The sequence below is a fragment of the Shewanella sp. Pdp11 genome (assembly GCF_002838165.1).
GTDB classification, from domain to species: Bacteria; Pseudomonadota; Gammaproteobacteria; order Enterobacterales; family Shewanellaceae; genus Shewanella; species Shewanella hafniensis.
The window spans coordinates 3969579-3995588 of record NZ_CP015194.1 but is presented as its reverse complement, the minus strand read 5'-3'; the positions used below and the strand labels follow the sequence as shown (position 1 = coordinate 3995588).

Genomic DNA, 26010 nt, shown 5'->3' with positions numbered 1-26010 from the left:
AGTGCAAATGCGATTTGCCTGTGACTCTGTGATTAATTACCGATATTGATCAAATATTTTCCAATAATTGCCTATCTTGGTTATTTTCCCAGCAAGGCCAGCGAACATCCTCTTTATTGCCGTTGGTCTCTAATCTGATTAATCCACGCTCAATGCCTTTTTCAAGGTGTAAAAATAGTGGATTGGCAAACAAGCTCAGAGGGACAAAATCGAGCGCTCTAAGGGCAACATAATAATCGTCACTTCCCTCTAAACTGCGGGCACAGGCGAGCGCCATCTGCACGGTTTCAAACTTTAATTTCGCGGCCATTTTAATTTCAGATTTCGCCAGCAGTGGCAAGTTGGCAAAACCAAGGCGGAAATGATGGACTATGTGCTGTTGGTCGAGTTTCTGGCGTATTTGGCTGATCACGTTTGTCGGCTCAACGGCTTGGGTGAAGCGCACTGCAAATACCCCTTGGCGTATCACATAGACAGGGGATGCGAGCGCATCGGTTAGATGCGTGGCCAGTTGCGCGGTTACTGCATCACTAAAATATTGGCCATAATCTAGATCGGTCGATAGCTGGGCGGGGAAGGCGATAATCCCTAAAGCTGTTGTAGACGCTTGATGTTGATTATGGCCCAAGTGGGCTAATAGTGCCGCATAGCCTAAGTTATGGGTGAATGGCTCCTGTAGGCTCAATTGGGTTAATGCGGCGTTTTTTGCCATGATTTTACGGCGATGATGCAGCATATATGCAATCACTAGCAGCAAGAGTCCAGCAATCAAGCTGCAGATGAGCAGTTGGGTGCGAGTGTTGTTACTTTCCTTAACTGTCTCGGCAAGTTTTCCCTGTACCATGTTGAGCTCAAGTTTGAGCTGCTGCTCCGCAAGGGCCGAGGCCGATACTGGGGAGTCTTTCTCTTTCTCTGCAAGTGTGTTGCTTAGCGCTATGATGCGGGTTTGGGCGTCGATGGTTTTGGTTAATTCACCGAGTTTTTGTGACGCAGTGGCAATCAGTGTGAGCGCGGCTTTTTGTTCATTGACCAGTTTTAAGTCGGTGGCTAGCGCCAATGCGATGTCGGCATGGGTCATCATCAGTGGCCAATCTTGATTGGTTTGCGCGGTTTCGCCAATTAAGAGTTCGTTATAAACCTGATAGTGATGGCTTTGTTTTTCTTTAAATATTTGATTCGCCATCAGTAAATATTTTAGGGCGTTAACATTGTCATTAATATTTGAGTAAGCTTGGCCAAGATTATGGAAATTAAGGCCTTGGGCAATATAGTTACCGCGTTTGGCATCTAATTGCTGGGCATTAAGGTAGTAATCAATCGCTTTATTCCAATCCCCTTGTTCGCCATAGACCATGGCGATTACTGTCATACAGCTTGAAAGATAGGTGTCATTGCCCATTTTTTTAAAGCCTGCCGCGGCTTCATGAGCATTTTTAAGCGCTTCATCCCACTGCTTTAAGTCACGGTATACCTTAGAAAGTTGCAATTGCAGATTGGTTTTCATTGAAGGGTAATTAGAACGATTGGAGATCCGAATTGCTTCACTGTAATGCTGTAATGATTTGGTCAGCTGCTGATTAAAATTGTAATAAAAGCCAAGTCTAGCTTCTGCCGCCGCGATTAAATAATCGTTTCTGAGCTTATAGGCAATGTCGCGGTACGTGTGGAAGTGCATCAGGGCTGGCACTTCTTGGCGGATCAATAAATGTAAGCCGCCTAAGTGCTCATGAATATTGTGCTTAAGAATCAATGCTTCGATGTCATAGCTGTCGTTGATGCGGGTGAGCGCTTCATTATATAGGCCAATCGCTTCTTGATATTTTTGCTCGGTACGGCCAAGGTAACGCCCATTCAACATGGCGACCATTGCAAGTTCATAGGGCGATTGCGCCGCAGTGGATAAAACTGCAATCAAGCTTTTTGCGTCTTGAAAACCGACCTTGGTTTTCACGTTCGGCTCCATATTCAGCCGAGTCAGCAGATACAAAATCTGTTCAAATTCGGTTGGACTGTAGCCTTGCTCTTGGGCTGCACGTTCAAATTGGTCACGGTTTTGAAACGAAAGGGGGAAGGAAATGGATTGGTTGAGCGCATCATACATTTGCTGTGGCGATTCTCTTAACTCAACTTCATCAGCTTCGATATCTCGGCTTTGAACGCTAAAAGGCAGTGACAGCAACAGAGTAAATAAAATAACCGTGAGTTTTTGCATTTGAACTGTGATTCCTCATTCCTTAAGTCAAGGAACTTATTTTGTTAGCTTTTGTTAGCGCCTAATGAGGATGCTACATCGACTTGTTATACTTGGAAAAATCATAAGAAGCATAATAACAGAAGGAAGCAAGAGTGAAACCCAACAGATTATCAATCTTGATATTAAGTGCGTTATTTTCGGGCCAAGTATTAGCCGATGTGAAATATCAAATTGACCTCGTTAAACCCGAGCATCATATTGCCCAAGTGAGTGTCACTTTTCCTGAAGTGAAGACCACAGATTTTACTGTCAATTTGCCTGTGTGGCGTACGGGAAAATATCAAGTATTGCCTTTGGCCGATGGCGTGCGTTTATTTAGCGCCAAAGACAATCAAGGTCAGGAACTCCCTTGGAAACGTACCGCGAGCGGTGAATGGCAAGTCGCGCTCACGCAGCCAACCAGCGTAACGGTTAGTTATCAGTTGTATGCCAATGAATTAGGCCAAAGGGTGCGCCATATTGATGCGAGCCATGCCTACTTAGATGCCAGCGGCGTGTTCATGTATAGCCCGCAATTTCGCTCTGAGCCGGTATCGGTTCAATTGAACGTTCCTGAAGCGTGGCAAAGTTACTCAGGTATGGCATCAGGCACACCAGCGCATTCTTTCATCGCACCGAATTACGATGTGTTAATTGATTCCCCTATCGAAACCGGTGTCAGCACCCATAAGCAATTCAGCGCTAATGGCAAAAGTTATGAGTTGGTATTTTGGGGTGAAGGTAACTATGACGCCGATAAAGTCGTTAAGGATTTAACGGCATTAAGTGGTCAAGCAAAGGCGATTTGGGATGATTATCCCTTTGATCGTTATGTGTATATGGTGCACGCCACTAGCGGCGCCAGTGGCGCGACAGAACATTTAAATTCTACGGTTATCCAATTGCCGCGTTTTAGTTTTCGTGAACGCAAGGATTACCTGCGTTTTATTAGCACTGCATCCCATGAGTTTATCCATACTTGGAACGTAAAGGCTTATCGTCCTGCGGGACTCGTGCCATACGATTATCAACATGAAAACATGACGGAATTACTGTGGATGGCCGAAGGCTCTACCAGTTATTTCCAAGGTCAGTTACTGCTGCGTGCTGGGGTGATGACGCCTAAAGAGTTCCTCGAAGACTTAGCTAAACGTGTGGAGAAAAACCAGCTTACTCCAGGGCGTGAAACCCAATCAGTCGCCGAGGCGAGTGCTGGAGAGTGGAGCAGTACGGGCGGCGATTATGCGATTAATCACAGTGTGAATATTTATTCTGAGGGTTACTTAACCTCTTTGGCGTTAGATTTCTCGTTGCTGCAGGATACGAAACTTAAGCATTCATATCGCGATGTGCATCGCCGTTTATATCAAGATCACCGTGTGCCAAAGGGCTATGGTGTTAGCGATGTGCAGCATATCCTCAAAGACTTATCTGGCAAAGATTATGCGCCTTGGTGGCAGGCAAACGTGAATAGCCCGATGAGTTTAGATTTCCCTGAGTTGTTATCGCAGGCTGGGTTAGTTTTGTCCTATGGTAAAGATTCAAAAGCCAAGGCATTTGCCGGCATGACGTTAAGCAGCGTCCATGGCTCTTTAGTGTTAGACCAAGTGCTGCGTAATGGCCCTGCATGGCAAGCGGGGATTGTTGCGGGGGATGAAGTATTAGCGATTAATGGTCTTAAGGTGACGGCTGCAGGTTTTGATAAGCGCATCAACGACTTTAAGGCTGGCGATAGTATTGAAGTAACATTATTCAGCAACGATAAAATCAAGCAAGTTAAGCTCACCCTTAGTGAACAGCAAAGCGGTAAGCTAGTGCTTAAGGGCGATGCGAAAGCGACTAAACAGCAAAAAGCCTTCTTTAAGGCTTGGTTAGGCATTGATTGGCCGTTTGATAATAAAGGTGAGTTAGTGTCTAAAACCAATGACTAAAGCTAAGGGGATTCGACTTGCGATTAAGCCGAATGCCTTAATCTTAGGCGTTTAGTAGATATAAAAAAGGCGCACCCTCATTTAGAAGTTGCGCCTTTTGTTATTTCAACTCGCTCATCCGAGAAGAATATGAGTGAGTCGCTAATTTAGTTTACCTAACTCACTCACTTGGGTTACTCACTTAGCTTAAATTTAGTTCAGCTTAAACTTGCGCTTCTTCGAGTCCACCAAGTGCTGCAACGAGTGCATGCATCAAGGCGACTAACTCGCTGCCCATTAAGGCAAAGTCTGCATCTAAACGTGCCATAGGGTCATCAGTGCCGACTTCATCGTTACCTGCTCTAAATTCTTCTGAGAATTTAAGGCGTTTAACGCTGGCATCCGATTGCAATAATAGTGCAATCGATTGGCCGAAATGCAGTGCTAACTTGTGGACTTGCTTGCCTGTTGCGAGGTGAGCTAATACTTCGTCTTCTTTTAAATCCTGCTGCTTGAAACGCACAATGCCACCTTCATCCGCTTCGGATTTAAGTTCAGCTTCATCTTGCATTTCAAAAGGTAATGGAGCGCTGCCAAGTTTTAACCATTCGGTTAAATTGGATTCGACTGGCGCTTTAAAGCTCAATGGGATCACTGGCAGACTACCGAGTGCTTTGCGTAGGAGTGCTAACAATTCTTCGGCCTTAGTGGCGCTTGAACTGTCGACAAGGATCATTTCCAGTTCTGGCAAAATCAGTGCGTGAGTCTGGCTGCGGCGTGAAAAAGCGCGTGGCAGTAAACTTGTGATGATTTCATCTTTTAGCGCATCTTTTTCTTTTTTCGCCATCTTACGATTTTCTTCATCTTCAATGAGGGCGACTTTTTCTTCTAGGGCTTCTTTGACGACTTGGCCTGGGAGGATTTTCTCTTCTTTAGTCACACAGATCAGATGGCGATTGTCGGCGCTGTGTACCAAAGAACTGCCTTTTTTGCCTAACGCATTTGAGAAACCAAATTTACTGACATCTTGGCTTGAGCACGGGGAGAAAGTGAAATCGGCCAACGCAGTTTCTAGCGCTTCGGTTTCGACGGCAAAAGGTTTATTGAAACGATAAAGAGTAAGATTTTTAAACCACATAAGAGGCGCTCATTGAAAATTAAAGTGGCAGTTTACGGCATAGTTTGGGCGGGGTAAACCTGTGTTCGACAGCTAATTTCTAGTGGCTAATCAGAATTCATTAAACTGTAACATAAGAATTAACTCAGCTGCAGACCGCATCTTTACTGGGTTTAGCACCAAGCTTAGCGTCAGCTTTTTTACCTTGCGCACTAAATGGTCACAATTGAAATAAAACTGAAACACATTCATTGCACACTTTCGGTCGTTCCAAACCAATAACCAAGACGAACATAACGTCGAAAGGATTAAATGATGAACGTTTTTTGTAAAACTCTACTTGCTTCTGCGCTAGCTTCTGCAACTCTGGCTTCAGCTTATGCCGCTGAGCCACTGACTGTTTATGGTAAGTTGAATGTCACCGCTCAATCAAATGATGAGAAAGGTGATGCTACAACAACTATTCAAAGTAATGCTTCTCGTTTTGGTGTGAAGGGTAATTTCGAACTGTCTAGCTCGCTGGAAGCCTTCTACACAGTTGAATACGAAGTTGATACAGGTGCTGCGACTAGCGACAACTTTAAAGCTCGTAACCAATTTGTTGGCCTAAAAGGCGCATTCGGTTCGTTCTCAGTTGGTCGTAACGACACGCTGTTAAAAATCTCTCAAGGTAACGTTGACCAATTCAACGATTTATCTGGCGACTTAAAAAGCCTGTTCAAAGGCGACAACCGTTTAGGTCAAACTGCGACTTACTTATCTCCATCAATCAGCGGTTTTGTATTCGGTGCGACTTATGCTGCTGAAGGTGATGCTGACCAACAGGGTCAAGATGGTTTCAGCTTAGCCGCTATGTACGGTGACGCTAAACTGAAAAAATCACCTATCTATGCTGCTATTGCTTATGACTCAGATGTGAAAGGTTATGAAATCCTGCGTGCATCGGTTCAAGGTAAAATCGCTAATTTAACTTTAGGCGGTATGTACCAACAACAGGAAGAAACTTATAAAAACGCGCTGCCTGTAACGACCGATAGCGTTAATGGTTACCTGTTCAGTGCCGCTTACGATATCGATGCTGTTACTTTAAAAGCACAATATCAAGACATGGAAGATAAAGGTGATTCATGGTCAGTAGGTGCTGATTATGCACTGGCTAAACCGACTAAAGTCTTCGCTTTCTACACCAATCGTTCGTTAGAAGCGTCTGCTGATGATGACAAATATATCGGTGTTGGCTTAGAACACAAATTCTAAATCCAGTATTAAGATTCAATTAAGGAGGCATATAGCCTCCTTTTTTATTGCTATAAACAAACAGTTATATAAACTTATTATGACAAATATCGCTACTATATGGCTCGAGCGGCGTGCTTATTCATAAATCTGTAATAAAAATGACTAATAATAGCCGTGTTGACATTCACTGACAGAAAATCACTTATGACTGCAAGGATATTGATAGTAGAAGACGAGTTAGCCATCCGCGAGATGCTGACTTTTGTAATGGAACAGCACGGGTTTACCACCTCTGCGGCGGAAGATTTTGATTCGGCCATTGCGCTGCTAAAGGAGCCTTACCCCGATCTGATTTTATTGGATTGGATGTTTCCTGGCGGAAGTGGTATTCAATTGGCGAAACGCTTGAAGCAAGATGAGTTCACGCGCCAAATTCCGATCATCATGTTAACTGCCCGCGGTGAAGAGGAAGATAAAGTCAAAGGTCTCGAAGTCGGCGCCGATGATTACATCACTAAACCTTTTTCCCCTAAAGAACTTGTCGCACGTATTAAGGCTGTATTGCGTCGCAGTGCACCGACTCGTTTAGAAGAAACCATTGATGTGCAGGGCTTAATGCTCGATCCTGTGAGCCACAGGGTGAGCGTAGGCGAGACTGTATTAGATATGGGCCCAACCGAATTTCGTTTATTACACTTTTTCATGACCCACCCAGAACGTGTCTACAGCCGCGAACAGCTGCTCGACAATGTGTGGGGAACTAATGTGTATGTTGAAGACAGAACCGTTGACGTGCATATCAGACGCCTTCGTAAAGCCGTTGAAGAGTCTGGTCACGACCGCTTGATCCAAACGGTTCGTGGCGCAGGTTATCGTTTCTCTACACGCATTTAGTGCCGAATAAGTGTTAGGCACAAGTTAGCTTTTAGGCTATCTTGTGCTCCTCTTATTTAGCCTGATGTTTGGGTTTATTTATGTCTGACTCTTATTCAGGGTACCGGTTGTTTACGCGCTTAGCTTTATATCTACTGCTTTGTGCGCTAATAGGTTTATTGGTAGGGAAACTTCTCTGGATACTCTTTATCGGCATGCTAGTGCTGGTTTGCTGGCATTATCGACAATTATCACGGCTTAACTTTTGGTTATGGCGCGATAGGAAACTCACGCCGCCGCAGGGCAGTGGGAGTTGGGAAGGGGTGTTTAACGGCATTTATCGCCTTCAAGGGAAAAATCGTCGACGTGTCGGTCAATTAGCCGCATTGTTGGCGCGATTCCGCCAAGGTGCAGAGGCGTTACCCGATGCCGCTGTGGTGCTCGATTCAGAGCATAATATTTTATGGTGCAACAAGTTAGCGCAGCTTATTCTCGGTTTTGTTTGGCCGCAGGATAATGGCCAGCGTATTGATAACTTGATCCGCCATCCTGATTTTTCCGCTTATATTAAATCCGCACAATACAAAGAGCCGCTGGAGTTACCTTCGCCAGTATCGGATAGGCGTTTGCTTGAGATCCGTATCATGGCCTACGGCGATAGGCAGCTATTGTTAATTGCGCGGGATATCACTCGTATACGTCAGCTTGAGGGCATGCGTAAAGAGTTTGTCGCCAATGTGTCACATGAGCTGAAAACGCCGCTCACTGTGCTACAGGGTTACCTTGAAATGATGCAAAGCATGGCGGAACCCGATTCGATGAACGTCAAGCCGCTGGCCTTAATGCAGCAGCAGACGCGGCGAATGCAATCTATGGTCGAACAGCTATTGATATTATCGCGGATTGAAGATGCGGCCGATATCAACCTCGAACATACAGTGAACATGACGCAACTGATGGAGGTGCTGAAGGAAGAAGCTAAAGCGCTGGCACAAGACAGATACGAGCTGAGCTTCTATTGCGAACCTGGGCTTGATTCCCATGGGAATGAATTGCAGCTTCGAAGCGCTTGTTCTAATTTGATTTCTAATGCGATTCGTTACACTGAACCCGGCGGCAAAATCACAGTGCAGTGGCGCAGTATGGCCACGGGAGCCATTTTTAGCGTAACGGATACGGGCGAAGGCATTGCGCCCCAGCACATAGGTCGATTAACTGAACGTTTTTATCGGGTAGACAGTGCGCGTTCAAGGCAAACTGGTGGCAGTGGTTTAGGTCTTGCGATTGTAAAGCATGCACTTAACCATCATCACAGTGAGCTTAAAATCAGCAGTGAAGTGGGTAAAGGCAGTACCTTTAGCTTTGTTATTCCCTTGCATCTTATCGAGCGTAAGAAATAAATTGCTTGATTGAAATATTCGCAATTAATAATAAAAACAGGTCACTATGGCCTGTTTTTTTTATTTCTAGGGCTACTGAGTTCATTATTAATGACAGAAAAAATCGATATATAACGCATTGTCATCTAAGTGTCACATCACGGACATAGAATTGTCATTGTAGCGATTGATACTGGCTGCGTCTGAAGAAACTTAAGTTACGAATTAGTTAGCTTACTACTGGAGCACATAATGAAACTGAAAAAGCTTGTCGGCGCGATTACCCTAACAGCCGCTGGTGTATTCTCTGCAACTGCGATGGCATCGATTGATCAATCTCTGCCAACCTATGAAAAAGCAAGTGGCGTGTCAGGCAACTTATCATCTGTAGGTTCAGATACGTTAGCCAACATGATGACACTTTGGGCTGAAGAATTTAAACAAATGTACCCTAACGTCAATATCCAAATCCAAGCGGCAGGTTCTTCTACTGCGCCACCAGCGTTGACTGAAGGCACTTCACAATTCGGCCCAATGAGCCGTAAGATGAAGCCTAACGAAATCGAAGCGTTTGAAAAACATTATGGTTATAAGCCAACTGAAATTCGTGTAGCTATCGATGCTTTAGCGGTATTTGTTCACAAAGATAACCCAATCAAAGGGTTAACCGTTGAGCAAGTTGATGGTATTTTCTCTTCTACTCACAAATGTGGTAGCAGCGATATCCAACGTTGGGGTGAGTTGGGTTTAGACGGTAACTGGTCTGCTAAAGACGTACAACTTTACGGTCGTAACTCTGTATCAGGTACTTATGGTTACTTTAAAGAGCACGCACTGTGTAAAGGTGACTTTAAAGCCAACGTGAACGAGCAGCCTGGTTCTGCATCTGTCGTGCAATCAGTTTCTCAATCTCTAAACGCGGTTGGTTACTCAGGTATTGGCTACAAAACCGCTGGTGTTAAAGCAGTGGCAATTGCTAAAAAAGGTAATGAGTTTATCGAAGCAACGGCAGAAAACGCAGCTAACGGTACTTATCCATTATCACGTTACCTATATGTTTACGTGAACAAGCAACCAAATAAAGACTTAGCACCAATGGAAAAAGAATTTATCCGTTACGTGTTGTCTAAGCAAGGCCAGCAAGTAGTTGAAAAAGATGGTTATGTTACTATTCCGAAAAGTGTTGTAGCCAAAGATTTAGAAAAAGTGGGTATCCGCTTGTAAGTTAAACGGCTTGTGACTCAAGGACCTCCTCGGAGGTCCTTTTTGTTTTTTGGGTTTTATCTGAACTGTGTTGTTTGGTCATTTTGTCTGGTAAATGCCAAATCAAAGACATAAAAAAAGCAACCTAAATAGGTTGCTGTAAATTCCAAATCGGAATCTTGGGACGGTCGCGCTAGAAACCATCTAAAGGAGAATGATGATGAACGAAGAAACTCATTGCAAAGATTCGGTTCATAATATCTGACTCAGCATCTTTAAATTAGTTCAGAGAAAGTGCGAAATATTTTAAATAATTTTGCATATGTTTTTTTAAAGAGGTGTGAGCCTCGATTTTTTGCTCAGTTTGCTCAGTTTGCTCAGTTTGCTCAGTTTGCTCAGTTTGCTCAGTTTGCTCAGTTTGCTCAGTTTGCTCAGTTTGCACATCGCTATTGGCGCTGTTGGTCAAATCTTGCATCACGAAAGAAAACCTATTGCTGTTCTGCGATCGCCGCCAAAGATGAACTGTTACAAAAAACTCGCCTATAAGCTGACTTAAAGCTCAGTTACGATTTGCCTATGAGCAAATGTGCGGTCGATAATAACGACTAGCAATCCGTGATGAGTTATGACAGTGGCAAGTCATGAAGCGCTGCACCACAGCAGTGCGCCACACGGCATACGACTCACGATTAAGTATTCAAACTTACCCTATCCATTAAGAGCCAGAGCTTAGGGGGCTAGCGCCCATCGCCCTGTGCCCATAACTTGAATATTGAGGCGACAGTGTTACAACCAACTAAGACTAAGAATACCTTAGCGGATGCCACGACTTGGGATTTCACCCGAGATTACCATTCTTTTGCTAATACCGAACAAGTGCAAGTGACCCATGTCTCTTTGGATTTGCTGGTGGATTTTGACGCGAAGCGTCTTATTGGCAAAGCGACACTGTCCTTGGATTACCTTGAGCTTGATGTAACAGAGCTTTGGCTCGATAGCCGCGATCTCACCATACTCGCGGTTACTGCCGTGTATGCTGCTGATACAACGAGTGTTTCGACACCAGAAAATGAAGCGCCGCTCGATTTTATACTAAGTGAAGCCAATTCTATTCTCGGGCAAAAAATATGCATCAGTTTGCCAACGTCACCTTGCAAGCAGGTTTGCATTCACTATCACACCTCTCCAGCCGCCCAAGGATTACAGTGGTTAGCGCCTGAGCAAACTGCGGGTAAACAGTTACCTTATCTCTTCAGTCAATCGCAACCGATCAATGCTCGTAGCTGGATCCCACTGCAGGACACGCCTAAGGCGCGGATAACCTTTGATGCTAAAGTGCAAGTGCCCAAAGGCATGCGAGCCGTTATGAGCGCGATGAATCATCCCGACACGCCGCTTAATGGTGTATTTCACTTTGAGATGGAACGACCTATTCCGACCCATTTGATGGCGCTGGCAGTCGGTGATATTGACTTTCAAGTGATAGGCCCAAGATGCGGGGTGTATACTGAGCCAAGTATGTTGGCGGCCGCCGCAAAAGAGTTTGAAGACACCGAACATATGCTCGAGGTTGCCGAGTCATTGTTAGGTCCTTATGTGTGGGACTGTTACGACATGATTATCCTGCCGCCGAGTTTCCCCTTTGGCGGGATGGAAAATCCACGTTTAGCCTTTCTAACGCCCACACTTATCGCCGGCGATAAAAGCTTGGTTTCCACCGTTGCCCATGAGTTAGCGCATTCGTGGACGGGCAATTTAGTCAGTAATGCAACCTGGCGAGATCTCTGGTTAAACGAAGGTTTTACGACTTACTTTACTAACCGTATTGTGGAAGCGGTTTACGGCAAAGAACAAGCAGAGTTGGAGTGGGTGATAGAGTTTGGTCGCTTAACAGAAGAAATGGCGTCTTTGCCTAAAGATAAACAAACCTTGCCCGCCAATGTGCAGCAGGGCGATCCTAACCTTGCCTTTAATCGTTTTACCTATGATAAAGCCTCGATGTTTGTCCATGATCTCGAGCGCAGACTAGGGCGAGTGGCGTTTGATAAATTTTTACGCAACTATGTGGACCATTTTGCCTTTAAGGCGATTACCACCGAAGTGTTTGTAGAATACGCGCAGCAAACCTTACTGCCATTACACTCAGATAAGATCACCGAAGCCGAGCTGTTAACGTGGATTTATGGCGAAGGTTTGCCCGAGGGATATTGCGGACCAACATCCATGAGTTTAGATAAAGTGGATGATGCGCTGGCGTGCTTTATACAGGGAACGGCCGCGAGCCGATTAAGCGTAAAAGATTGGCGAGTACATCATTGGCAGTATTTTTTGACCCAATTACCGGAAGTCGTCAGCCAAGTACAACTGATGGATCTGGATGAAACCTTCCAATTTACCCAATCGACTAACGCAGAAATTGCCTGTGATTGGTTTAGGGTGGCGATTCGCAATCATTACGACCCAGTGTTGTCGGCTTTAAGTGCTTATTTAGTGCGTATTGGCCGCGGCAAATTTGTGCGGCCACTTTATGCGGAGCTGCAAATCGCGGGGTATCACACTGAATTAAAAGATATCTATACAAAGGCTCGCGCAGGCTATCATCCTTCAATTCAAGTTCAATTAGACAAGTCGTTAATATTATAGACATTTAGGCGATTATAGATATTTAGGCATGATAGAAATTTAAGTAAAAAAAATGGCAACCTAAGGTTGCCACAAGGAAATCAGTGCGGGATACAAATAGAATTCAGTGCGCTAGCGTGTTTTCTATTGTGTCCCAAAAGGGAGATGATGATGAACGACCAACTAATTAGACTCAATGCGATAAAACAGAAACTGTGTCATTTGAGTAGATGAAACTGTGACTCCACATATTTCATTCCCAAGCTGCATTTAATCTTATCCGTTAATCCTTACCTATACTCAGAGTCGCCATTTTTAATTAAGTTCATCGATATCGCAAAAAAATTCCAAAAAGTTTGAAAAAGATTTTCTGAGGGATAAAAAGCAGTTGAAATGAGCTGCTACATTTATTTTACATATATATCATTGGAATAAAAAAAGGCAACCCAATGGTTGCCTAGTGACCTATTCCTAGGTCAAGGGGGCCGCGCTAAAAGCCCCAGGGAGATGATGAACATGAAAAAGACATTCACTGTTCAATATATTTGAGGGGCTTGTACGGTTAAAGTTCCATAAAAAGTTAAAATAAATCTAAATTTTTATAAAACGCAAAATTTCAAATAGATAGCGAGTAAATTATTTTAGCAAAGCGGCAATTTTACTTTCTAACGCTTCGGGTTTCGTGGTCGATGCAAATCGTTCAATCGCTTCGCCTTGGCGATTAACTAAAAATTTGGTGAAATTCCATTTGATACCTTGAGTACCTAATACACCGGGAGCGGCTTTCTTAAGGTATTGATAAAGTGGATGGGTATGTTCGCCATTCACTTCTATTTTAGAAAATAGTGGAAATGTCACGCCAAAATTCAATTCACAAAAGGCTTGAATACCTTGCTCATCGGCTTTTTCTTGGGCGCCAAATTGATTGCAAGGAAAGCCCAAAATCACTAATCCTTGGTCTTTATATTTTTGATATAACGCTTCTAATCCCTTGTATTGCGGTGTAAATCCACATTCACTGGCGGTATTGACGATTAAGAGAACTTTGCCTCGATACTGCTCTAAACTTACCGCGTTGCCTTGAATGTCTGTCGCTGATTGGCTGTATATGTTCGTAGTCATGTTCACCTCCATAGGATCTAAGTCAAACAGCATAAACCTAAAAAAGGTTTTCAGCAATATAGTTGTGCACAATTTACTTTGTGAGTTTGCTAATTTACTTGATTATCAATATAGTTACAGCAATTTTGTAGCTAAAGAAAAGGGCATCTGTGTGACAGAAAATGACGCAGAATACGAAACAAACATGCAAGCGGACGTGGGGCAGGTTGTTCAACAACTCACCGAAGTTGAAGGCGAAGAACAAGCTGAAGTGTTTAGCGAAATTTTGAATGACTCAGAACCTGGAACTATAGCCTTAGCGCTTGAATCCTTGCCCTTGGATGAGCGTTACGAGCGTTGGCAGCAAGTTGAATTTGCTGACCGAGTGACAGTGTTGAGCTTAATGCGTGCCGATCCGCGCATGGGGATCCTCAAACGGATGCCCGACAATGAAGTGGACTTGCTATTTGCCCAGTTAAGCCCAGAAGATTTAATTGAGTGGAGTGACTATCTCCCTGAAAGTTTTACCGATCGCGCCTTGGCTCAGATGGGCGAGCGTCAGCGACAACGATTCGAGCTTTACGATCAGTACTCTGAGAATGAAATCGGCCGTTATACCGATCATCAAATGTTGGTGCTCAGTGATAAGGCGAGCGTTGCGCAGGCGCAGCGCTTTTTCCGCCGTATCGAACTCGATTGTAACGACAATTTGTTTATCGTTGATGATCAAGATAAGTATCAAGGTACAGTGCGTCGGTATGACATTTTTAAGCATAATCCCGATGAGTTATTGATTTCACTTTTGTCCGAGGATAGCCGTGCGTTATCCGCTGACACGAGTTTATTGGAAGCGGCCGAAGCGATAGAGCACAGCCGCGAAATTGAATTGCCTGTGATCGATGAGTCTGGCGAGTTAATTGGTCGCGTGACGCTGCGAACCGCGACCGCTTTAGTGCGTGAACATTATGAAGCGCAGTTGATGGCAACAGCGGGTATGGATGAGTCCGACGACTTGTTCGCGCCGATTATGAAGGGCGCCCAGCGCCGCGCTGTCTGGCTCGGGATTAATTTGCTGACGGCTTTTCTCGCTTCGGCGACGATTGGCTTATTTGAAAATGTGTTATCCCAAGTGGTCGCGTTAGCAGTGTTAATGCCGATTGTCGCTTCTATGGGCGGTATTGCGGGTAGTCAGTCGTTGACGCTGATGATCCGCGGTATGGCCATGGGACAGATTTCAGCAGGTAACTTGTTTTCGTTAATGAAGAACGAACTCGGCATTGGCATAGTTAATGGATTTTTGTGGGCAATAGTCATAGGTTTAGTCGCTGGCTGGTGGTTCGGTGAAGCGACCATAGGCATAGTGATTGGCTGCGCAATTTTGATTAACATGGCCGTGGCGGCAATTGCTGGTGTGGTCGTGCCTATGGTGCTGCAGAAGTTTAATCAAGATGCGGCGCTGTCGGGGTCAGTGATCTTGACCACAGTAACGGATGTGGTGGGCTTCTTTACTTTCTTAGGTATGGCGACCCTCTTATATCTGTAGTGCATTGGTATATAAACAGTTATATCAATAGTGTTCTGTTAGATTTGTAGTGTGAGTGATAGCAAAGTGGGATAGTGAGTGCACTGCTAAGTGGCGTTCATTCCCCGTATGTTGGCAACATTAACGGTTTAATCTGGATATGAGTGACATTCAGTTTGTAATAAGTGAACAGCCAGAGGAATTAGCGCAGGCGGCCCAATTGATTGATGGGCGTGATGATAACGCCCATCCGCTGGATCATCAGGTATTTTTCGATTCTCGTGCGGTGATCTTAGCGAAAACCTTTGAGGGTGAGATAGTCGGTTGCGCTGCGATAAAAGCCGGTAAAGGTACAGTGGGTGAGCTAGGTTATTTGGTGGTGTCGCCCCATTATCGGCGTCAAGGTATTGCCCAAGGTTTAACGCAAAAACGTATCGAAGTGGCTAAGGCTTTAGGGATCATGATTTTATACGCCACTATTCGCGCCGAGAACACCTCGAGCCAAGCCAATTTGTTGAAGGCTGGCTTTCAGTTTTGGCGTGATTACTTGAGTATCCGCGGCACGGGCAACACTGTGGGTTGGTATTACTTAGCCTTAAGTGCCAATGTCGACGCTGAAGCGATAATGCTGTCTTTAGTGGGTGATCGCATTCAAGCGGTATAATTGTGCTGTAAGTGAAAAGGCTTAGATCTTCAGCTGTTTCGAGTTTGTTTTACATTTGTATATCCATCGCAAAAAATCCCCATTTATACGTAAATAGGCTGATTTTCTTTATTTATTCGGTATGATCCGCGGCTATTACCCACAGTCATTTATTGAGGTGTTTTTATGGCTAAGTTCAGAGTAGCAAGTGTTTTATTATTGAGTGCAGCAGCGCTGCAAGTGAATGCGTCAGAATTTAATCTTGGGTTGAACAACGATGTGGTTTCTACTGAGTTAGAGCTGCAATTGAACAAAGATACTAACGCAGTGTTAGGTTATATCTATGCCGACGAGGGCGGCCATATTGCCCAAGGTGCAATGCACATGACCCATGATGTGGGTGTGCATCACTTTGAAGTTGGCGCTAAGTTAAGTCAGCTTTGGTCTGACTATTCTCCAAATGGTAGCGCCATTTCTGTTGGTGGCCGTTATGCGTTATCTATGGGGCCTAATATTTCATTACACGCCGCCGCTTACTATGCGCCGTCAGTCTTGTCGTTTGGCAATGTTGATGGTCAATATGAGCTCGATTCAAAAGTGCAATATCGCGTAACGCCAAACATGGCATTTTATGTCGGTTATCGCAAAATTGCCTATGAGTACGATGACGCCCGCGATTTCACTTTCGAAGATGGCGTGTATATTGGCGGCAAATTCCGTTTCTAAAACCAATCGTTTTGATCTCGCTGCGTTAACTTAGCAGTCGATGACAAGAGCCGGCCAAGGTCAACTTCGCCGGCTTTTCCATTTTGCTTTTAGCTCGCTGTAGCTGGGCAATATGGATGAGAAAATGACTAATCCAATGCCGATTAGCATCACTAGGCCGAGTTCTTCACCGAGTATCCACCAGCCGAACAAGGCTGCAAAAATCAATCCGGTATATTCAACAGGCGCCATTTGGCTCGCATCAGCACGTCGATAGGCATGGATGATGAGATAAGTCATACCAATATAAAATAGTCCCAACGTTAATCCCACCTGTGCTACTGGCAAACTAAAATCCGCGCCTTCGTATAAGGTTGCTGGTATCAGAAATATCATCGCAAAGGCATTAGACCAAAAGAGCATAGAGAAAGGATGTTCATGGGTCGAATAGGCCTTTAAAATCAAACTATTCAACGCCGACGTCATAGCGCCGAAAAAGGCTAAACCTATATACAGGTTAAACTCTGTTGGTTGGCTGATGAGTAAAATGCCAGTAAAGCCAATGATCCCCGCAACTGAGCGTCGATAGCCGATGCGTTCATGTAAAAATAACGCAGAAAGCACCAGAAGTAACAAAGGTGAGGTATAAATCACGGCGGTTACTGTTGCGAGGGGAAGATGCAAAATGGCGAGCATAAAAATGGCGTTGCCGAGCCCAATCAATAGGGCGCGGGCAAGATGCACTTTATAATAAGGGCTCAGCTTGAGGTTACCCTGTAAGCGCCATACGAAAGGCAGCACTAGCAAGGTGGCAAAGAGTTGTCTGTAGAGCACCAGTTGGAACACGGGTACATCATTTTCAAGCAACTTCACTAACAGGTTGCCACTGGCAATCAGTAATTGTGCGGCTAAAATCATCAATAGAGGCAGCATAGGAACCCAGCAAAAAATAAGTCAGTATTAAGTTGTATTTTTGATTTCAGGCCACGGTTTGGATTTTGAGACTAAAATACCTCCATACGACATGGGATATTCGACTAATTTAGCCTAATTGATTGTAAAAAACTAAATGTAGCCATAAAGTTAACCTACAATTCCAACTATCGACTAAGATTGACAGCATTAGCATTTACTTCATAGCTGTTTAAATGATCTATGGCCCTTTAACTTAATAAGCCGATGAACAAACTTAAACAAACCCTATTTTGGTGTTTTTTACTTTTTATATGGACATTAAGTCCCTCTGTATTAAGCGCTGAAATTGCGTTCGATTCGCCGTATTTGTTCCATGCTCAAGCGGATCAACAGCCCCCAAAACAGTTTGATGCCGTGCCCAATTGGATGGGCCAACTCGATGAAGCTAATTCTGTGAGTTTAACTGGCGGTGATTATTGGATGATCACGCCTGTGATGGTTAATCAGCGTCAGTCGAATTGGGTAGTGGATGCGAGTAATTCAATTATCGAATCTGTTGATTACTGGATACTCGGTAGTGACGGCAGTACACAACATGCCCACAGCGGTTACACCGCCCCCTACGAATTTTTATTCGATTATGGCCGTAAGGTTACCTTAAATATGGGTACGGATTATTGGCTGTTAGTTAAGCTGAGTAGCCGTTATTATTCATCGCCTCCCGAGATTGCCCTACAAAGCGTGACGGATCATCAGTTGATGTCTGATCGCCTCGCCATGGCTGTGCTGCTGTGCCTAGGCGGCTTATTATTTATCGCCTTATATAATATTCTGATTTATATCTCTATTCTCGATAAAGCTTTTCTTTATTATGGCCTTTATGTCTTCGCGTATTTTGGTGGCTGGGCACTGACCTTCCATTTGCCAGCGCACTTGTTTAATTTCCATTATCTTGAGTTGCATCATCTGTTTTTCATCAGTTTGCCTATTTTTAATATCATGTTTTACAAGCACTTCTTGCAGTTACCTAGCTACTCACCGCGATTGTGGCGCCTTAGTCAGTATTTAATGTTTGCTTGTATTGTGGCTTTGCCGACCAGTATTTGGTTGTTGTCCTATACGGCGATTATTGCCTCTGTGCTAATTATGCTGTGGATTGCCCTAGCGATTACCTGCGGTAATGTATGCTTGATGAAAGGCTTTGCTCCTGCGCGTTATTTTATTCTCGCCTTTACTTGTTTACTCTTGCCTGCGGTAATTATTTTACCCGGTAATATGGGGCTAACCCCTGATTTCATTGAACATGCTGAGCTGGCGACGCTGATGGGCGGCACGGCCGATGCGTTACTGCTGTCCCTGGCGTTAGCCAATAAGCTCAAGTTACTGGCGGAGGAACGTAAGGCGCATATTGAAGAGTTAGCGATTGCATGGGAAAAGGCACGTTTAGATGGTTTGACCCGAGTAGGTAATCGCTATGCCTTTGATGAGTATATGAATTCGCAACTAGGCTTCGCCGATAAAGTGGTGCAGCCTATGGCGTTAGCGCTATTGAATATCGATAGCCTGAAAAGTGTTAACGAAACGCTCGGCCATCAAGAGGGCGATAGGCTATTGCAAATGATAGTGAAATTATTGCAAGCAACGGATCTCGCGCATTTAAAGCTTTATCGTATTAGTGGTGATGAGTTTGTCGTTGTGACACCTTCAGTGGGTATCCCACTATTACTGATTACATTGAATGGGTTAGGTGAACAATTAGCTAGCCAAGGCTTTAAGGATTGTCAGTGTAGTTTCGGAATATCGTTAAATTCTGAGGTGGCCGATCCCCATGAATGGCTGCGTTCTGCTGATACTCATTTGTACCAATCGCGAATGGATAAGCGTCGCCAAGAGTATGCCGATACCCGTGGTGTCGATGTGAGACTGCATTTAAGCTAGCCAATTCAGCATTCAATAAAACTATTTGCATGGGATGCTAGAACAAAACTAGACAACATAGAAAGGCGCAGATAAATTCTGCGCCTTATTGTTTTTACCTTAAGTATAAAATTGCTTATCTAAGCTATAAATATCAGTATTCTAACTATCAACTTATTCAAGCAAATTTATCTGAGTGACGGTTGATATCACTTGCCCATGGCGAAAGCGGGTTTGCAGGCTATCACCGATTGTCAGTTTATCGGCAGAGTCGACCACTTGATTGTGGATGTCAGTGGTGATGCTGTAACCACGGCTCAATGTCGCAAGCGGACTGACGGTTTCAAGCTGATGGGCCGCGTATTTTATCCGTTGCTCACTTTGGCTGAGTTTGTCCTGTAATGCATCCTGTAAGCGACTCGCAAGATAACTTAGGCGGTTCCCCTCAATGGCTAGCTTATGATTGGGAGATTGCTGTTCAAGGCGACTTGCGAGCAACTGCTGACGACGGCTGAGCAGGTGTAAGCGATTCGACAGCGCCGACTCCAGTCTTAATTGCATCTCATCGAATCTTTGTTCGAACTGCTGCAAGGTCCGTTTGGGATCTTGGCGTTGCAGCCTGTGCTCAAGCAAGCTGAGCCGTCTTTCTTGTTTAAGCTGATAATGTTTCGCACTTTGTTGCAGGCGCGATAAAGCTGTTGCGAGTTTTTGCGCCTTATTGTCGCTATCTTGGGATAACAACTCTGCACCTGCAGATGGTGTTGGGGCGCGAATATCGGCAACGTAATCACTGATGGTGGTGTCGACTTCGTGGCCTACGGCGCTGACCACGGGCAGGGCGCTGTTATAAATTGTGTGGGCGAGGGCTTCGCTGTTAAAACACCACAAATCTTCAAGCGAACCGCCACCACGGGTGAGCAGTAATACGTCGACCTCTAAACGTTGGTTGGCGATATTGATTGCCTGACAAATACTCTGTGCCGCGGTTTCACCTTGAACTTGAGTCGGATAGATAATGACTTCGATTGAAGGGTCGCGCCTTGCGAGTACGTGTAAGACATCGCGAATCGCTGCGCCGGTTGGCGAAGTAATAACGCCAATGCGTTGGATGTTTTTTGGCAGCAATCTTTTGGTATCGGCGGCAAATAACCCTTCGGCGGCGAGCTTCATCTTGAGTGCATCGAACTGCTGGGCGAGTAGTCCATCCCCTGCTGGCAGCATGGACTCAATCAATAATTGATAGTCGCCTCTGGGTTCATACACGCTGATCGCGCCTTTGACTAACACTTGCTGACCATTGATGGGCTTAAAGCTGACCGTTTGGTTACGGCTTTTAAACATGGCACAACGGATCTGGGAAGAGTGGTCTTTTAAGGTGAGATACCAATGACCTGAGCTGGGGGAGGAAAAGTTGGATATTTCGCCATTGAGCCAAATTTTACCCAGTTGTCCCTCGAGAATTTGTCTGACTTCACCATTTAGTCGCGAGACAGTATAAATATTGTTTTTGGCGCCTTGCATCGAATTACTCAATTAAATGGGGATATTTGCTATTTTCCATTTACCAGTGCCGATATGCAAGGTATAATCCCGCCGCAATATTTCACCTCTAAATCCTACTCAACTGGGGAGATGTTGCATATGCTACGTTTAATTAAAGAAGCGCTTACTTTTGACGATGTGTTGCTTGTTCCTGCGCATTCGACTGTACTCCCAAATACCGCCATTCTTAAAACTCGCCTGACCAATACCATTGAATTGAATATCCCACTTGTGTCTGCCGCTATGGACACAGTTACCGAAGCTCGTCTTGCGATCGCTATGGCGCAGGAAGGCGGTTTAGGTTTTATTCATAAAAACATGAGCATTGAAAAACAAGCCGAAGAAGTGCGTAAAGTAAAAATTTACGAAGCGGGCGTGGTTCAACAACCTGTGACTGTGACGCCATCTACGACCTTAGCCGATCTGAAAGTATTGACACTGAAGAATGGTTTTGCTGGTTATCCCGTGGTTAACGAAGCAAACGAGTTGGTTGGTATCATTACTGGCCGTGACGTACGTTTCGTCACAGATTGGAGCAAAACGGTAGAAGAAGTGATGACGCCTAAAGCGCGTTTAGTCACAGTTGCCGAAGGCACTAAATTAGATGAAGTGCAAAAATTGATGCACTCACACCGTATCGAAAAAGTCCTTGTTGTTGATGATAACTTTAAACTGAAAGGTTTGATCACAGTTAAAGACTTCGAGAAAGCCGAACGTAAACCTAACGCCTGTAAAGATGAGTTAGGCCGTCTACGTGTTGGCGCCGCCGTTGGCGCGGGTGCTGGTAACGAAGAGCGCGTTGATGCACTGGTTAAAGCTGGCGTTGACGTATTACTTATCGATTCTTCCCACGGCCATTCTGAAGGCGTTTTGCAACGCATTCGTGAAACGCGTGCTAAACACCCAACATTGCAAATTATTGGTGGTAACGTAGCTACGGCTGAAGGTGCATTAGCACTGGTTGAAGCTGGCGTTAACGCAGTTAAAGTGGGTATTGGCCCTGGCTCAATTTGTACGACGCGTATTGTAACCGGTGTTGGCGTGCCACAAATCACAGCAGTTTCAGATGCAGCCGCAGCCGTAAAAGGCTTAGGTATTCCGGTTATTGCCGACGGTGGCGTACGTTTTTCTGGCGACTTAGCTAAAGCATTAGCGGCCGGTGCATCTTGCATCATGGCAGGCTCAATGTTCGCTGGTACCGATGAAGCGCCGGGCGAAACTGAACTTTATCAAGGCCGTGCGTATAAATCTTATCGCGGCATGGGTTCTTTAGGCGCTATGTCTCAAGGTTCATCTGACCGTTATTTCCAATCTGACAATGCTGCCGACAAACTCGTGCCAGAAGGCATTGAAGGTCGCGTACCTTACAAAGGTAAGTTGAAGGAAATCATCCATCAGCATATGGGTGGCCTACGTTCATGCATGGGCTTAACCGGTTGTGCCACCATTCAAGAACTGAATGAAAAAGCCCAATTTGTGAAAGTAACTTCAGCTGGTATGGGTGAGTCCCACGTGCACGATGTGACTATCACTAAAGAAGCGCCGAACTATCGTTCAGGTTCTTAATCGTTTGATAAAAGGGGCGGCGATAAGCCGCCTCTTTGTAAAGCGTGTGATCCAATACTCAAGGCTGGCTATCGCCGCGTTGAGCAATGTTAAAACAATAGATGAGATAAAGGTTACCCATGAGCGATATTCATGAGCACAAGATACTGATCCTCGATTTTGGATCCCAGTACACTCAACTGATTGCCCGTCGTATCCGTGAAATCGGCGTTTACTGTGAATTATGGGCTTGGGATGTCACCGAGGCCCAAATCCGCGAATTTGCCCCGAACGGCATTATTCTTGCGGGCGGACCAGAAAGTGTCACGGCTGAAAACTCGCCGCGTGCGCCTGAATACGTCTTTACCGCAGGCGTGCCGGTACTGGGCATTTGTTACGGCATGCAAACCATGTCTGAGCAGCTGGGCGGTAAAGTGATCCAAGGTGTGGGCGAAGGTGAATTCGGCTACGCGCAAATTGAAATGCTGACAGATTCGTTGCTATTCAAAGGCATCGAAGATGCGGTTAGCAGCGAAGGTAAACCCTTACTCGACGTATGGATGAGCCACGGCGATAAAGTGTCGGCGATTCCTGAAGGATTTGTGGCGGTCGCTAAAACGGATACTTGTCCCTTTGCCGCTATGGCAAATGAAGCCAAACAATTCTATGGCGTACAGTTCCACCCAGAAGTGACCCACACTCGCCAAGGTATGCGCATGTTATCGCACTTTGCCTTAAACATTTGTGGCTGTGCGGCCAACTGGAAACCTTCTTCTATCATCGAAGATGCAATTGAGCGCTTGAAGAAGCAAATTGGTGATGATGAAGTGATTTTAGGCTTGTCGGGCGGTGTCGATTCTTCGGTTGTAGCTATGTTGCTGCACCGCGCTATCGGCAAAAAACTGACCTGCGTATTCGTTGATAACGGTTTATTACGTTTGAATGAAGCCGAGCAAGTGATGGAAATGTTTGGCGATCATTTCGGCCTGAATATCATTCATGTTGATGCGGAAAATCGCTTCCTCGATGCGATGAAAGGCGAAGCCGATCCAGAAGCTAAGCGTAAGATCATCGGCCGCGTATTTGTGGAAATTTTCGATGAAGAATCGAAAAAATGCGCTAATGCAAAATGGCTAGCGCAAGGCACGATTTATCCAGACGTGATTGAATCTGCTGGCAGCGCCACAGGTAAAGCACATGTGATCAAGTCGCACCATAACGTTGGCGGTTTGCCAGACGATATGGAACTGGGTTTAGTTGAGCCACTGCGCGAACTGTTCAAAGATGAAGTGCGCAAAATTGGTTTAGAGTTAGGTCTGCCATACAACATGCTTTATCGTCACCCGTTCCCAGGACCAGGTCTTGGTGTGCGTGTATTAGGTGAAGTGAAGAAAGAATACTGTGACTTACTGCGCCGCGCCGATGCCATCTTCATCGAAGAACTGCATAAAGCCGACTTATACAATAAAGTCAGCCAAGCCTTTACCGTGTTCTTACCTGTACGCTCAGTTGGCGTGATGGGTGATGGCCGTAAATATGACTGGGTTGTGTCACTGCGTGCCGTAGAAACCATTGATTTTATGACAGCCCATTGGGCACATCTGCCGTATGATTTCTTAGGTCGTGTATCAAACCGCATCATCAACGAAGTCGATGGCATTTCCCGCGTGGTTTACGATATCTCTGGCAAGCCGCCAGCGACTATCGAATGGGAATAAGTTAATTATCTGAATTAACGATTTAAAGGCGCCTAGTGCGCCTTTTTTGTTATTCATTCTGTTTGAGATCACTAGCAAGAACCACTCGATTTCTCCCGCCGTTTTTGGCCTGATATAGCGCTTTATCAGCAAGGTTAATGATCTCATCTCTATTTAGGTGTTGATTTGCAACGGTTGCGATACCAATACTGACTGTGACGCTTAGATACTGACCTGAAAAGTGATAATCACTTCTTTCAATTAGCGCTCTGAGTTGTTCGGCTTTGAGTTGGGCCGTATGACTATCGCAGTGTTTAAGCTCAATGAGAAACTCTTCACCTCCCCAGCGGGCAACTCTATCTTGTTTACGTAGACTCTTGCTGATGTGTTTTGCAAGCTTTGTTAATACATAATCACCCGCTGCATGGCCATAGGTGTCATTGATTTGTTTGAAGTGATCTATGTCGAGGATTAAGTAAGCACTGGGATTATTGTCGGTACTGTTTTCGACATTTTGATTGAAACTGCGTCGATTTAGCAGCCCTGTTAGCGGGTCGGTATTTGCGGCAATATTGAGTATTTGGTTTTTGGTGATTTGTTGTTGGATTAATTGATAGAGGCCGAACCAAGCGCAGAGAATGCCAAAGGTAAAGAGTAAGTCTTCGACTTCTTGATAGTAACTGGCTTCGAAGGTAGATAATTCATCCAGTATATTCATATTGTTACCTATGAATAGGCTCCCACAGCCAATTAACAGCCAAAGATAGATTTGACGGTTATGTCGCGTGTAGCTGATATAGAACATCATAAATAACCAAATGATAGAACGGATCAATTCAAGGCTGAGTTCGTAATAATTGATTTCGTTATTAATGGACTTGCCGTGCAGCATAATGCAAGAAAAGCCTGCACTTATGATCAGAATTAACCACTGCCAAAAGTATCGAGTCATTGGAGTATCGATGATAAAACCATAGGTAAAGTATAGTGTGATGGCAGTGTTATGCTGGGGGCTTGCATTGGAAATGCTGACTTTGTGATATGTAGGCGATTGGCTGTTATAATCCGGTTTTATTTTCAGGCTAATTAAATGAGCGTGTGAGTGGAGCAAATGCAGCAAGTTGAACAATCGCAGCAGGACGAACACTGGATGCAAGTGGCTATGTTGATGGCCGAGAAAGCCGAGGCCGAGGGCGAAGTACCTGTCGGGGCGGTTCTGGTCAAAGACGGTCAGCAAATTGCGACGGGTTACAACTTATCCATTAGCCAACATGATCCTAGCGCCCATGCGGAAATTTTATGTTTGCGGGAAGCGGGGCGCTTGGTCGAAAACTATCGCCTGTTAGACGCGACTTTATATGTCACCCTTGAACCTTGTGCTATGTGTGCAGGTGCCATGGTGCACAGCCGGATCGCGCGGGTGGTTTATGGTGCTCGGGATGAAAAAACCGGTGCTGCGGGGACGGTAGTGAATTTACTGCAACACCCAGCATTTAATCATCAAGTTGAAGTCACATCGGGTGTATTAGCCGATGCCTGTAGCGCGCAATTGAGTCGTTTTTTTAAACGGCGTAGAGAGGAGAAAAAAGCCCTGAAACAGGCTCAAAAGGCGCTGCAAGCAATTGAGTAAACAGTGGTAAAAGCGACAGGATTAATCCTGAGACTGAATAAAAGTAAAGAACAGTTTCTGACGATTCAAAATACGACGATGGCGAACTTTGAGTAAAGTACGACGACGCGCGACAGTATTGCTGATGGTTTTTCTTCTCATATTGACCCCATTCATTGTTATTATTGATGCCCTGCAGTGATGTATCGCAGGTCATAACTCCAAGACAGTAGCAGTT

The 26010-nt window shown here is 45.0% G+C and carries 20 protein-coding genes; 13 read left to right on the top strand and 7 right to left on the bottom strand.

Annotated elements, in window-relative coordinates; genetic code table 11:
- Nucleotides 1-49: 49 nt before the first annotated feature.
- On the bottom strand, nucleotides 50-2212 hold the full coding sequence (locus AYJ58_RS17665; protein ID WP_106651123.1) for a tetratricopeptide repeat protein: 2163 nt from the start codon (nucleotides 2210-2212) through the stop codon (nucleotides 50-52).
- A gap of 134 nt (nucleotides 2213-2346) precedes the next feature.
- Between AYJ58_RS17665 and AYJ58_RS17660 the strand changes: the two genes are divergently transcribed.
- Entirely contained in the window at nucleotides 2347-4164 is a 1818-nt protein-coding gene (locus AYJ58_RS17660) for a M61 family metallopeptidase (protein WP_106651122.1), read from the top strand.
- A gap of 202 nt (nucleotides 4165-4366) precedes the next feature.
- Here the strand turns inward: AYJ58_RS17660 and rdgC are convergent, their stop codons facing one another.
- Complete coding sequence (rdgC, locus tag AYJ58_RS17655; protein WP_006085165.1) at nucleotides 4367-5281, bottom strand: recombination-associated protein RdgC; 915 nt, start codon at nucleotides 5279-5281, stop codon at nucleotides 4367-4369.
- Nucleotides 5282-5572: 291 nt separating this feature from the next.
- Here rdgC and AYJ58_RS17650 point away from each other — a divergent pair, with 291 nt between their 5' ends.
- The 4 genes from AYJ58_RS17650 (at nucleotide 5573) to AYJ58_RS17635 (ending at nucleotide 9975) form a co-directional block, all read left to right on the top strand.
- Nucleotides 5573-6517: a porin gene (locus tag AYJ58_RS17650; protein WP_012196809.1), complete on the top strand. Its 945-nt coding sequence runs from the start codon at nucleotides 5573-5575 to the stop codon at nucleotides 6515-6517.
- A gap of 186 nt (nucleotides 6518-6703) precedes the next feature.
- A complete protein-coding gene (gene phoB / locus AYJ58_RS17645; RefSeq protein ID WP_006085167.1) occupies nucleotides 6704-7393 on the top strand; it encodes a phosphate regulon transcriptional regulator PhoB in 690 nt (229 codons plus the stop codon).
- An 80-nt stretch (nucleotides 7394-7473) separates the two neighbouring features.
- Entirely contained in the window at nucleotides 7474-8772 is a 1299-nt protein-coding gene (phoR, locus tag AYJ58_RS17640) for a phosphate regulon sensor histidine kinase PhoR (protein WP_106651121.1), read from the top strand.
- Nucleotides 8773-9003: 231 nt separating this feature from the next.
- A complete protein-coding gene (locus AYJ58_RS17635; RefSeq protein WP_106651120.1) occupies nucleotides 9004-9975 on the top strand; it encodes a PstS family phosphate ABC transporter substrate-binding protein in 972 nt (323 codons plus the stop codon).
- A gap of 259 nt (nucleotides 9976-10234) precedes the next feature.
- Here AYJ58_RS17635 and AYJ58_RS17630 read toward each other — a convergent pair whose 3' ends face one another.
- On the bottom strand, nucleotides 10235-10432 hold the full coding sequence (locus tag AYJ58_RS17630) for a hypothetical protein (protein WP_157825786.1): 198 nt from the start codon (nucleotides 10430-10432) through the stop codon (nucleotides 10235-10237).
- Between the two features lie 305 nt (nucleotides 10433-10737).
- On the opposite strand from AYJ58_RS17630, the gene AYJ58_RS17625 reads away from it, so the two are divergent.
- Nucleotides 10738-12597, top strand: a complete 1860-nt coding sequence (locus AYJ58_RS17625) for a M1 family metallopeptidase (RefSeq protein ID WP_106651118.1) — start codon at nucleotides 10738-10740, stop codon at nucleotides 12595-12597.
- A 615-nt stretch (nucleotides 12598-13212) separates the two neighbouring features.
- Here the strand turns inward: AYJ58_RS17625 and AYJ58_RS17620 are convergent.
- Complete coding sequence (locus AYJ58_RS17620) at nucleotides 13213-13698, bottom strand: glutathione peroxidase (RefSeq protein WP_106651117.1); 486 nt, start codon at nucleotides 13696-13698, stop codon at nucleotides 13213-13215.
- Between the two features lie 151 nt (nucleotides 13699-13849).
- Between AYJ58_RS17620 and AYJ58_RS17615 the strand changes: the two genes are divergently transcribed.
- The 3 genes from AYJ58_RS17615 to AYJ58_RS17605 all read left to right on the top strand — a co-directional run bounded on the left by AYJ58_RS17615 (nucleotide 13850) and on the right by AYJ58_RS17605 (nucleotide 16568).
- On the top strand, nucleotides 13850-15220 hold the full coding sequence (locus AYJ58_RS17615; RefSeq protein WP_011846297.1) for a magnesium transporter: 1371 nt from the start codon (nucleotides 13850-13852) through the stop codon (nucleotides 15218-15220).
- Nucleotides 15221-15359: 139 nt separating this feature from the next.
- Nucleotides 15360-15863: a GNAT family N-acetyltransferase gene (locus tag AYJ58_RS17610; protein WP_106651116.1), complete on the top strand. Its 504-nt coding sequence runs from the start codon at nucleotides 15360-15362 to the stop codon at nucleotides 15861-15863.
- Nucleotides 15864-16028: 165 nt separating this feature from the next.
- Nucleotides 16029-16568 (top strand): YfaZ family outer membrane protein, encoded by a 540-nt coding sequence (locus tag AYJ58_RS17605; RefSeq protein WP_106651115.1) that lies wholly within the window; start codon nucleotides 16029-16031, stop codon nucleotides 16566-16568.
- Nucleotides 16569-16628: 60 nt separating this feature from the next.
- On the opposite strand, the gene AYJ58_RS17600 is transcribed toward AYJ58_RS17605, so the two are convergent.
- Nucleotides 16629-17480: a DMT family transporter gene (locus tag AYJ58_RS17600; RefSeq protein ID WP_106651114.1), complete on the bottom strand. Its 852-nt coding sequence runs from the start codon at nucleotides 17478-17480 to the stop codon at nucleotides 16629-16631.
- Nucleotides 17481-17726: 246 nt separating this feature from the next.
- Between AYJ58_RS17600 and AYJ58_RS17595 the strand changes: the two genes are divergently transcribed.
- Nucleotides 17727-19400 carry a diguanylate cyclase gene (locus tag AYJ58_RS17595; RefSeq protein WP_106651113.1) on the top strand — a complete coding sequence of 558 codons (1674 nt, stop codon included), beginning with the start codon at nucleotides 17727-17729 and terminating at the stop codon, nucleotides 19398-19400.
- Nucleotides 19401-19553: 153 nt separating this feature from the next.
- On the opposite strand, the gene xseA is transcribed toward AYJ58_RS17595, so the two are convergent.
- Nucleotides 19554-20900 (bottom strand): exodeoxyribonuclease VII large subunit, encoded by a 1347-nt coding sequence (xseA, locus tag AYJ58_RS17590; RefSeq protein ID WP_106651112.1) that lies wholly within the window; start codon nucleotides 20898-20900, stop codon nucleotides 19554-19556.
- Nucleotides 20901-21020: 120 nt separating this feature from the next.
- Here xseA and guaB point away from each other — a divergent pair, with 120 nt between their 5' ends.
- Both guaB and guaA read left to right on the top strand, forming a co-directional pair.
- Complete coding sequence (guaB, locus tag AYJ58_RS17585) at nucleotides 21021-22487, top strand: IMP dehydrogenase (RefSeq protein ID WP_106651111.1); 1467 nt, start codon at nucleotides 21021-21023, stop codon at nucleotides 22485-22487.
- Between the two features lie 119 nt (nucleotides 22488-22606).
- Nucleotides 22607-24184: a glutamine-hydrolyzing GMP synthase gene (gene guaA, locus AYJ58_RS17580; RefSeq protein ID WP_106651110.1), complete on the top strand. Its 1578-nt coding sequence runs from the start codon at nucleotides 22607-22609 to the stop codon at nucleotides 24182-24184.
- Between the two features lie 49 nt (nucleotides 24185-24233).
- Here the strand turns inward: guaA and AYJ58_RS17575 are convergent, their stop codons facing one another.
- A complete protein-coding gene (locus tag AYJ58_RS17575; RefSeq protein ID WP_157825785.1) occupies nucleotides 24234-24881 on the bottom strand; it encodes a GGDEF domain-containing protein in 648 nt (215 codons plus the stop codon).
- Between the two features lie 393 nt (nucleotides 24882-25274).
- On the opposite strand from AYJ58_RS17575, the gene tadA reads away from it, so the two are divergent.
- On the top strand, nucleotides 25275-25793 hold the full coding sequence (gene tadA / locus AYJ58_RS17570; RefSeq protein ID WP_106651858.1) for a tRNA adenosine(34) deaminase TadA: 519 nt from the start codon (nucleotides 25275-25277) through the stop codon (nucleotides 25791-25793).
- The last annotated feature ends 217 nt before the right edge of the window (nucleotides 25794-26010 follow it).

Coding starts and splice junctions, on each gene's coding strand:
- AYJ58_RS17595 (WP_106651113.1), top strand. CDS start 17,727: ATGAACAAACTTAAACAAACCCTATTTTGGTGTTTTTTACTTTTTATA.
- phoR (WP_106651121.1), top strand. CDS start 7,474: ATGTCTGACTCTTATTCAGGGTACCGGTTGTTTACGCGCTTAGCTTTA.
- guaB (WP_106651111.1), top strand. CDS start 21,021: ATGCTACGTTTAATTAAAGAAGCGCTTACTTTTGACGATGTGTTGCTT.
- tadA (WP_106651858.1), top strand. CDS start 25,275: ATGCAGCAAGTTGAACAATCGCAGCAGGACGAACACTGGATGCAAGTG.
- AYJ58_RS17650 (WP_012196809.1), top strand. CDS start 5,573: ATGATGAACGTTTTTTGTAAAACTCTACTTGCTTCTGCGCTAGCTTCT.
- guaA (WP_106651110.1), top strand. CDS start 22,607: ATGAGCGATATTCATGAGCACAAGATACTGATCCTCGATTTTGGATCC.
- AYJ58_RS17605 (WP_106651115.1), top strand. CDS start 16,029: ATGGCTAAGTTCAGAGTAGCAAGTGTTTTATTATTGAGTGCAGCAGCG.
- AYJ58_RS17575 (WP_157825785.1), bottom strand. CDS start 24,881: ATGAATATACTGGATGAATTATCTACCTTCGAAGCCAGTTACTATCAA.
- AYJ58_RS17635 (WP_106651120.1), top strand. CDS start 9,004: ATGAAACTGAAAAAGCTTGTCGGCGCGATTACCCTAACAGCCGCTGGT.
- rdgC (WP_006085165.1), bottom strand. CDS start 5,281: ATGTGGTTTAAAAATCTTACTCTTTATCGTTTCAATAAACCTTTTGCC.
- AYJ58_RS17620 (WP_106651117.1), bottom strand. CDS start 13,698: ATGACTACGAACATATACAGCCAATCAGCGACAGACATTCAAGGCAAC.
- xseA (WP_106651112.1), bottom strand. CDS start 20,900: ATGCAAGGCGCCAAAAACAATATTTATACTGTCTCGCGACTAAATGGT.
- AYJ58_RS17600 (WP_106651114.1), bottom strand. CDS start 17,480: ATGCTGCCTCTATTGATGATTTTAGCCGCACAATTACTGATTGCCAGT.
- AYJ58_RS17665 (WP_106651123.1), bottom strand. CDS start 2,212: ATGCAAAAACTCACGGTTATTTTATTTACTCTGTTGCTGTCACTGCCT.
- phoB (WP_006085167.1), top strand. CDS start 6,704: ATGACTGCAAGGATATTGATAGTAGAAGACGAGTTAGCCATCCGCGAG.
- AYJ58_RS17610 (WP_106651116.1), top strand. CDS start 15,360: ATGAGTGACATTCAGTTTGTAATAAGTGAACAGCCAGAGGAATTAGCG.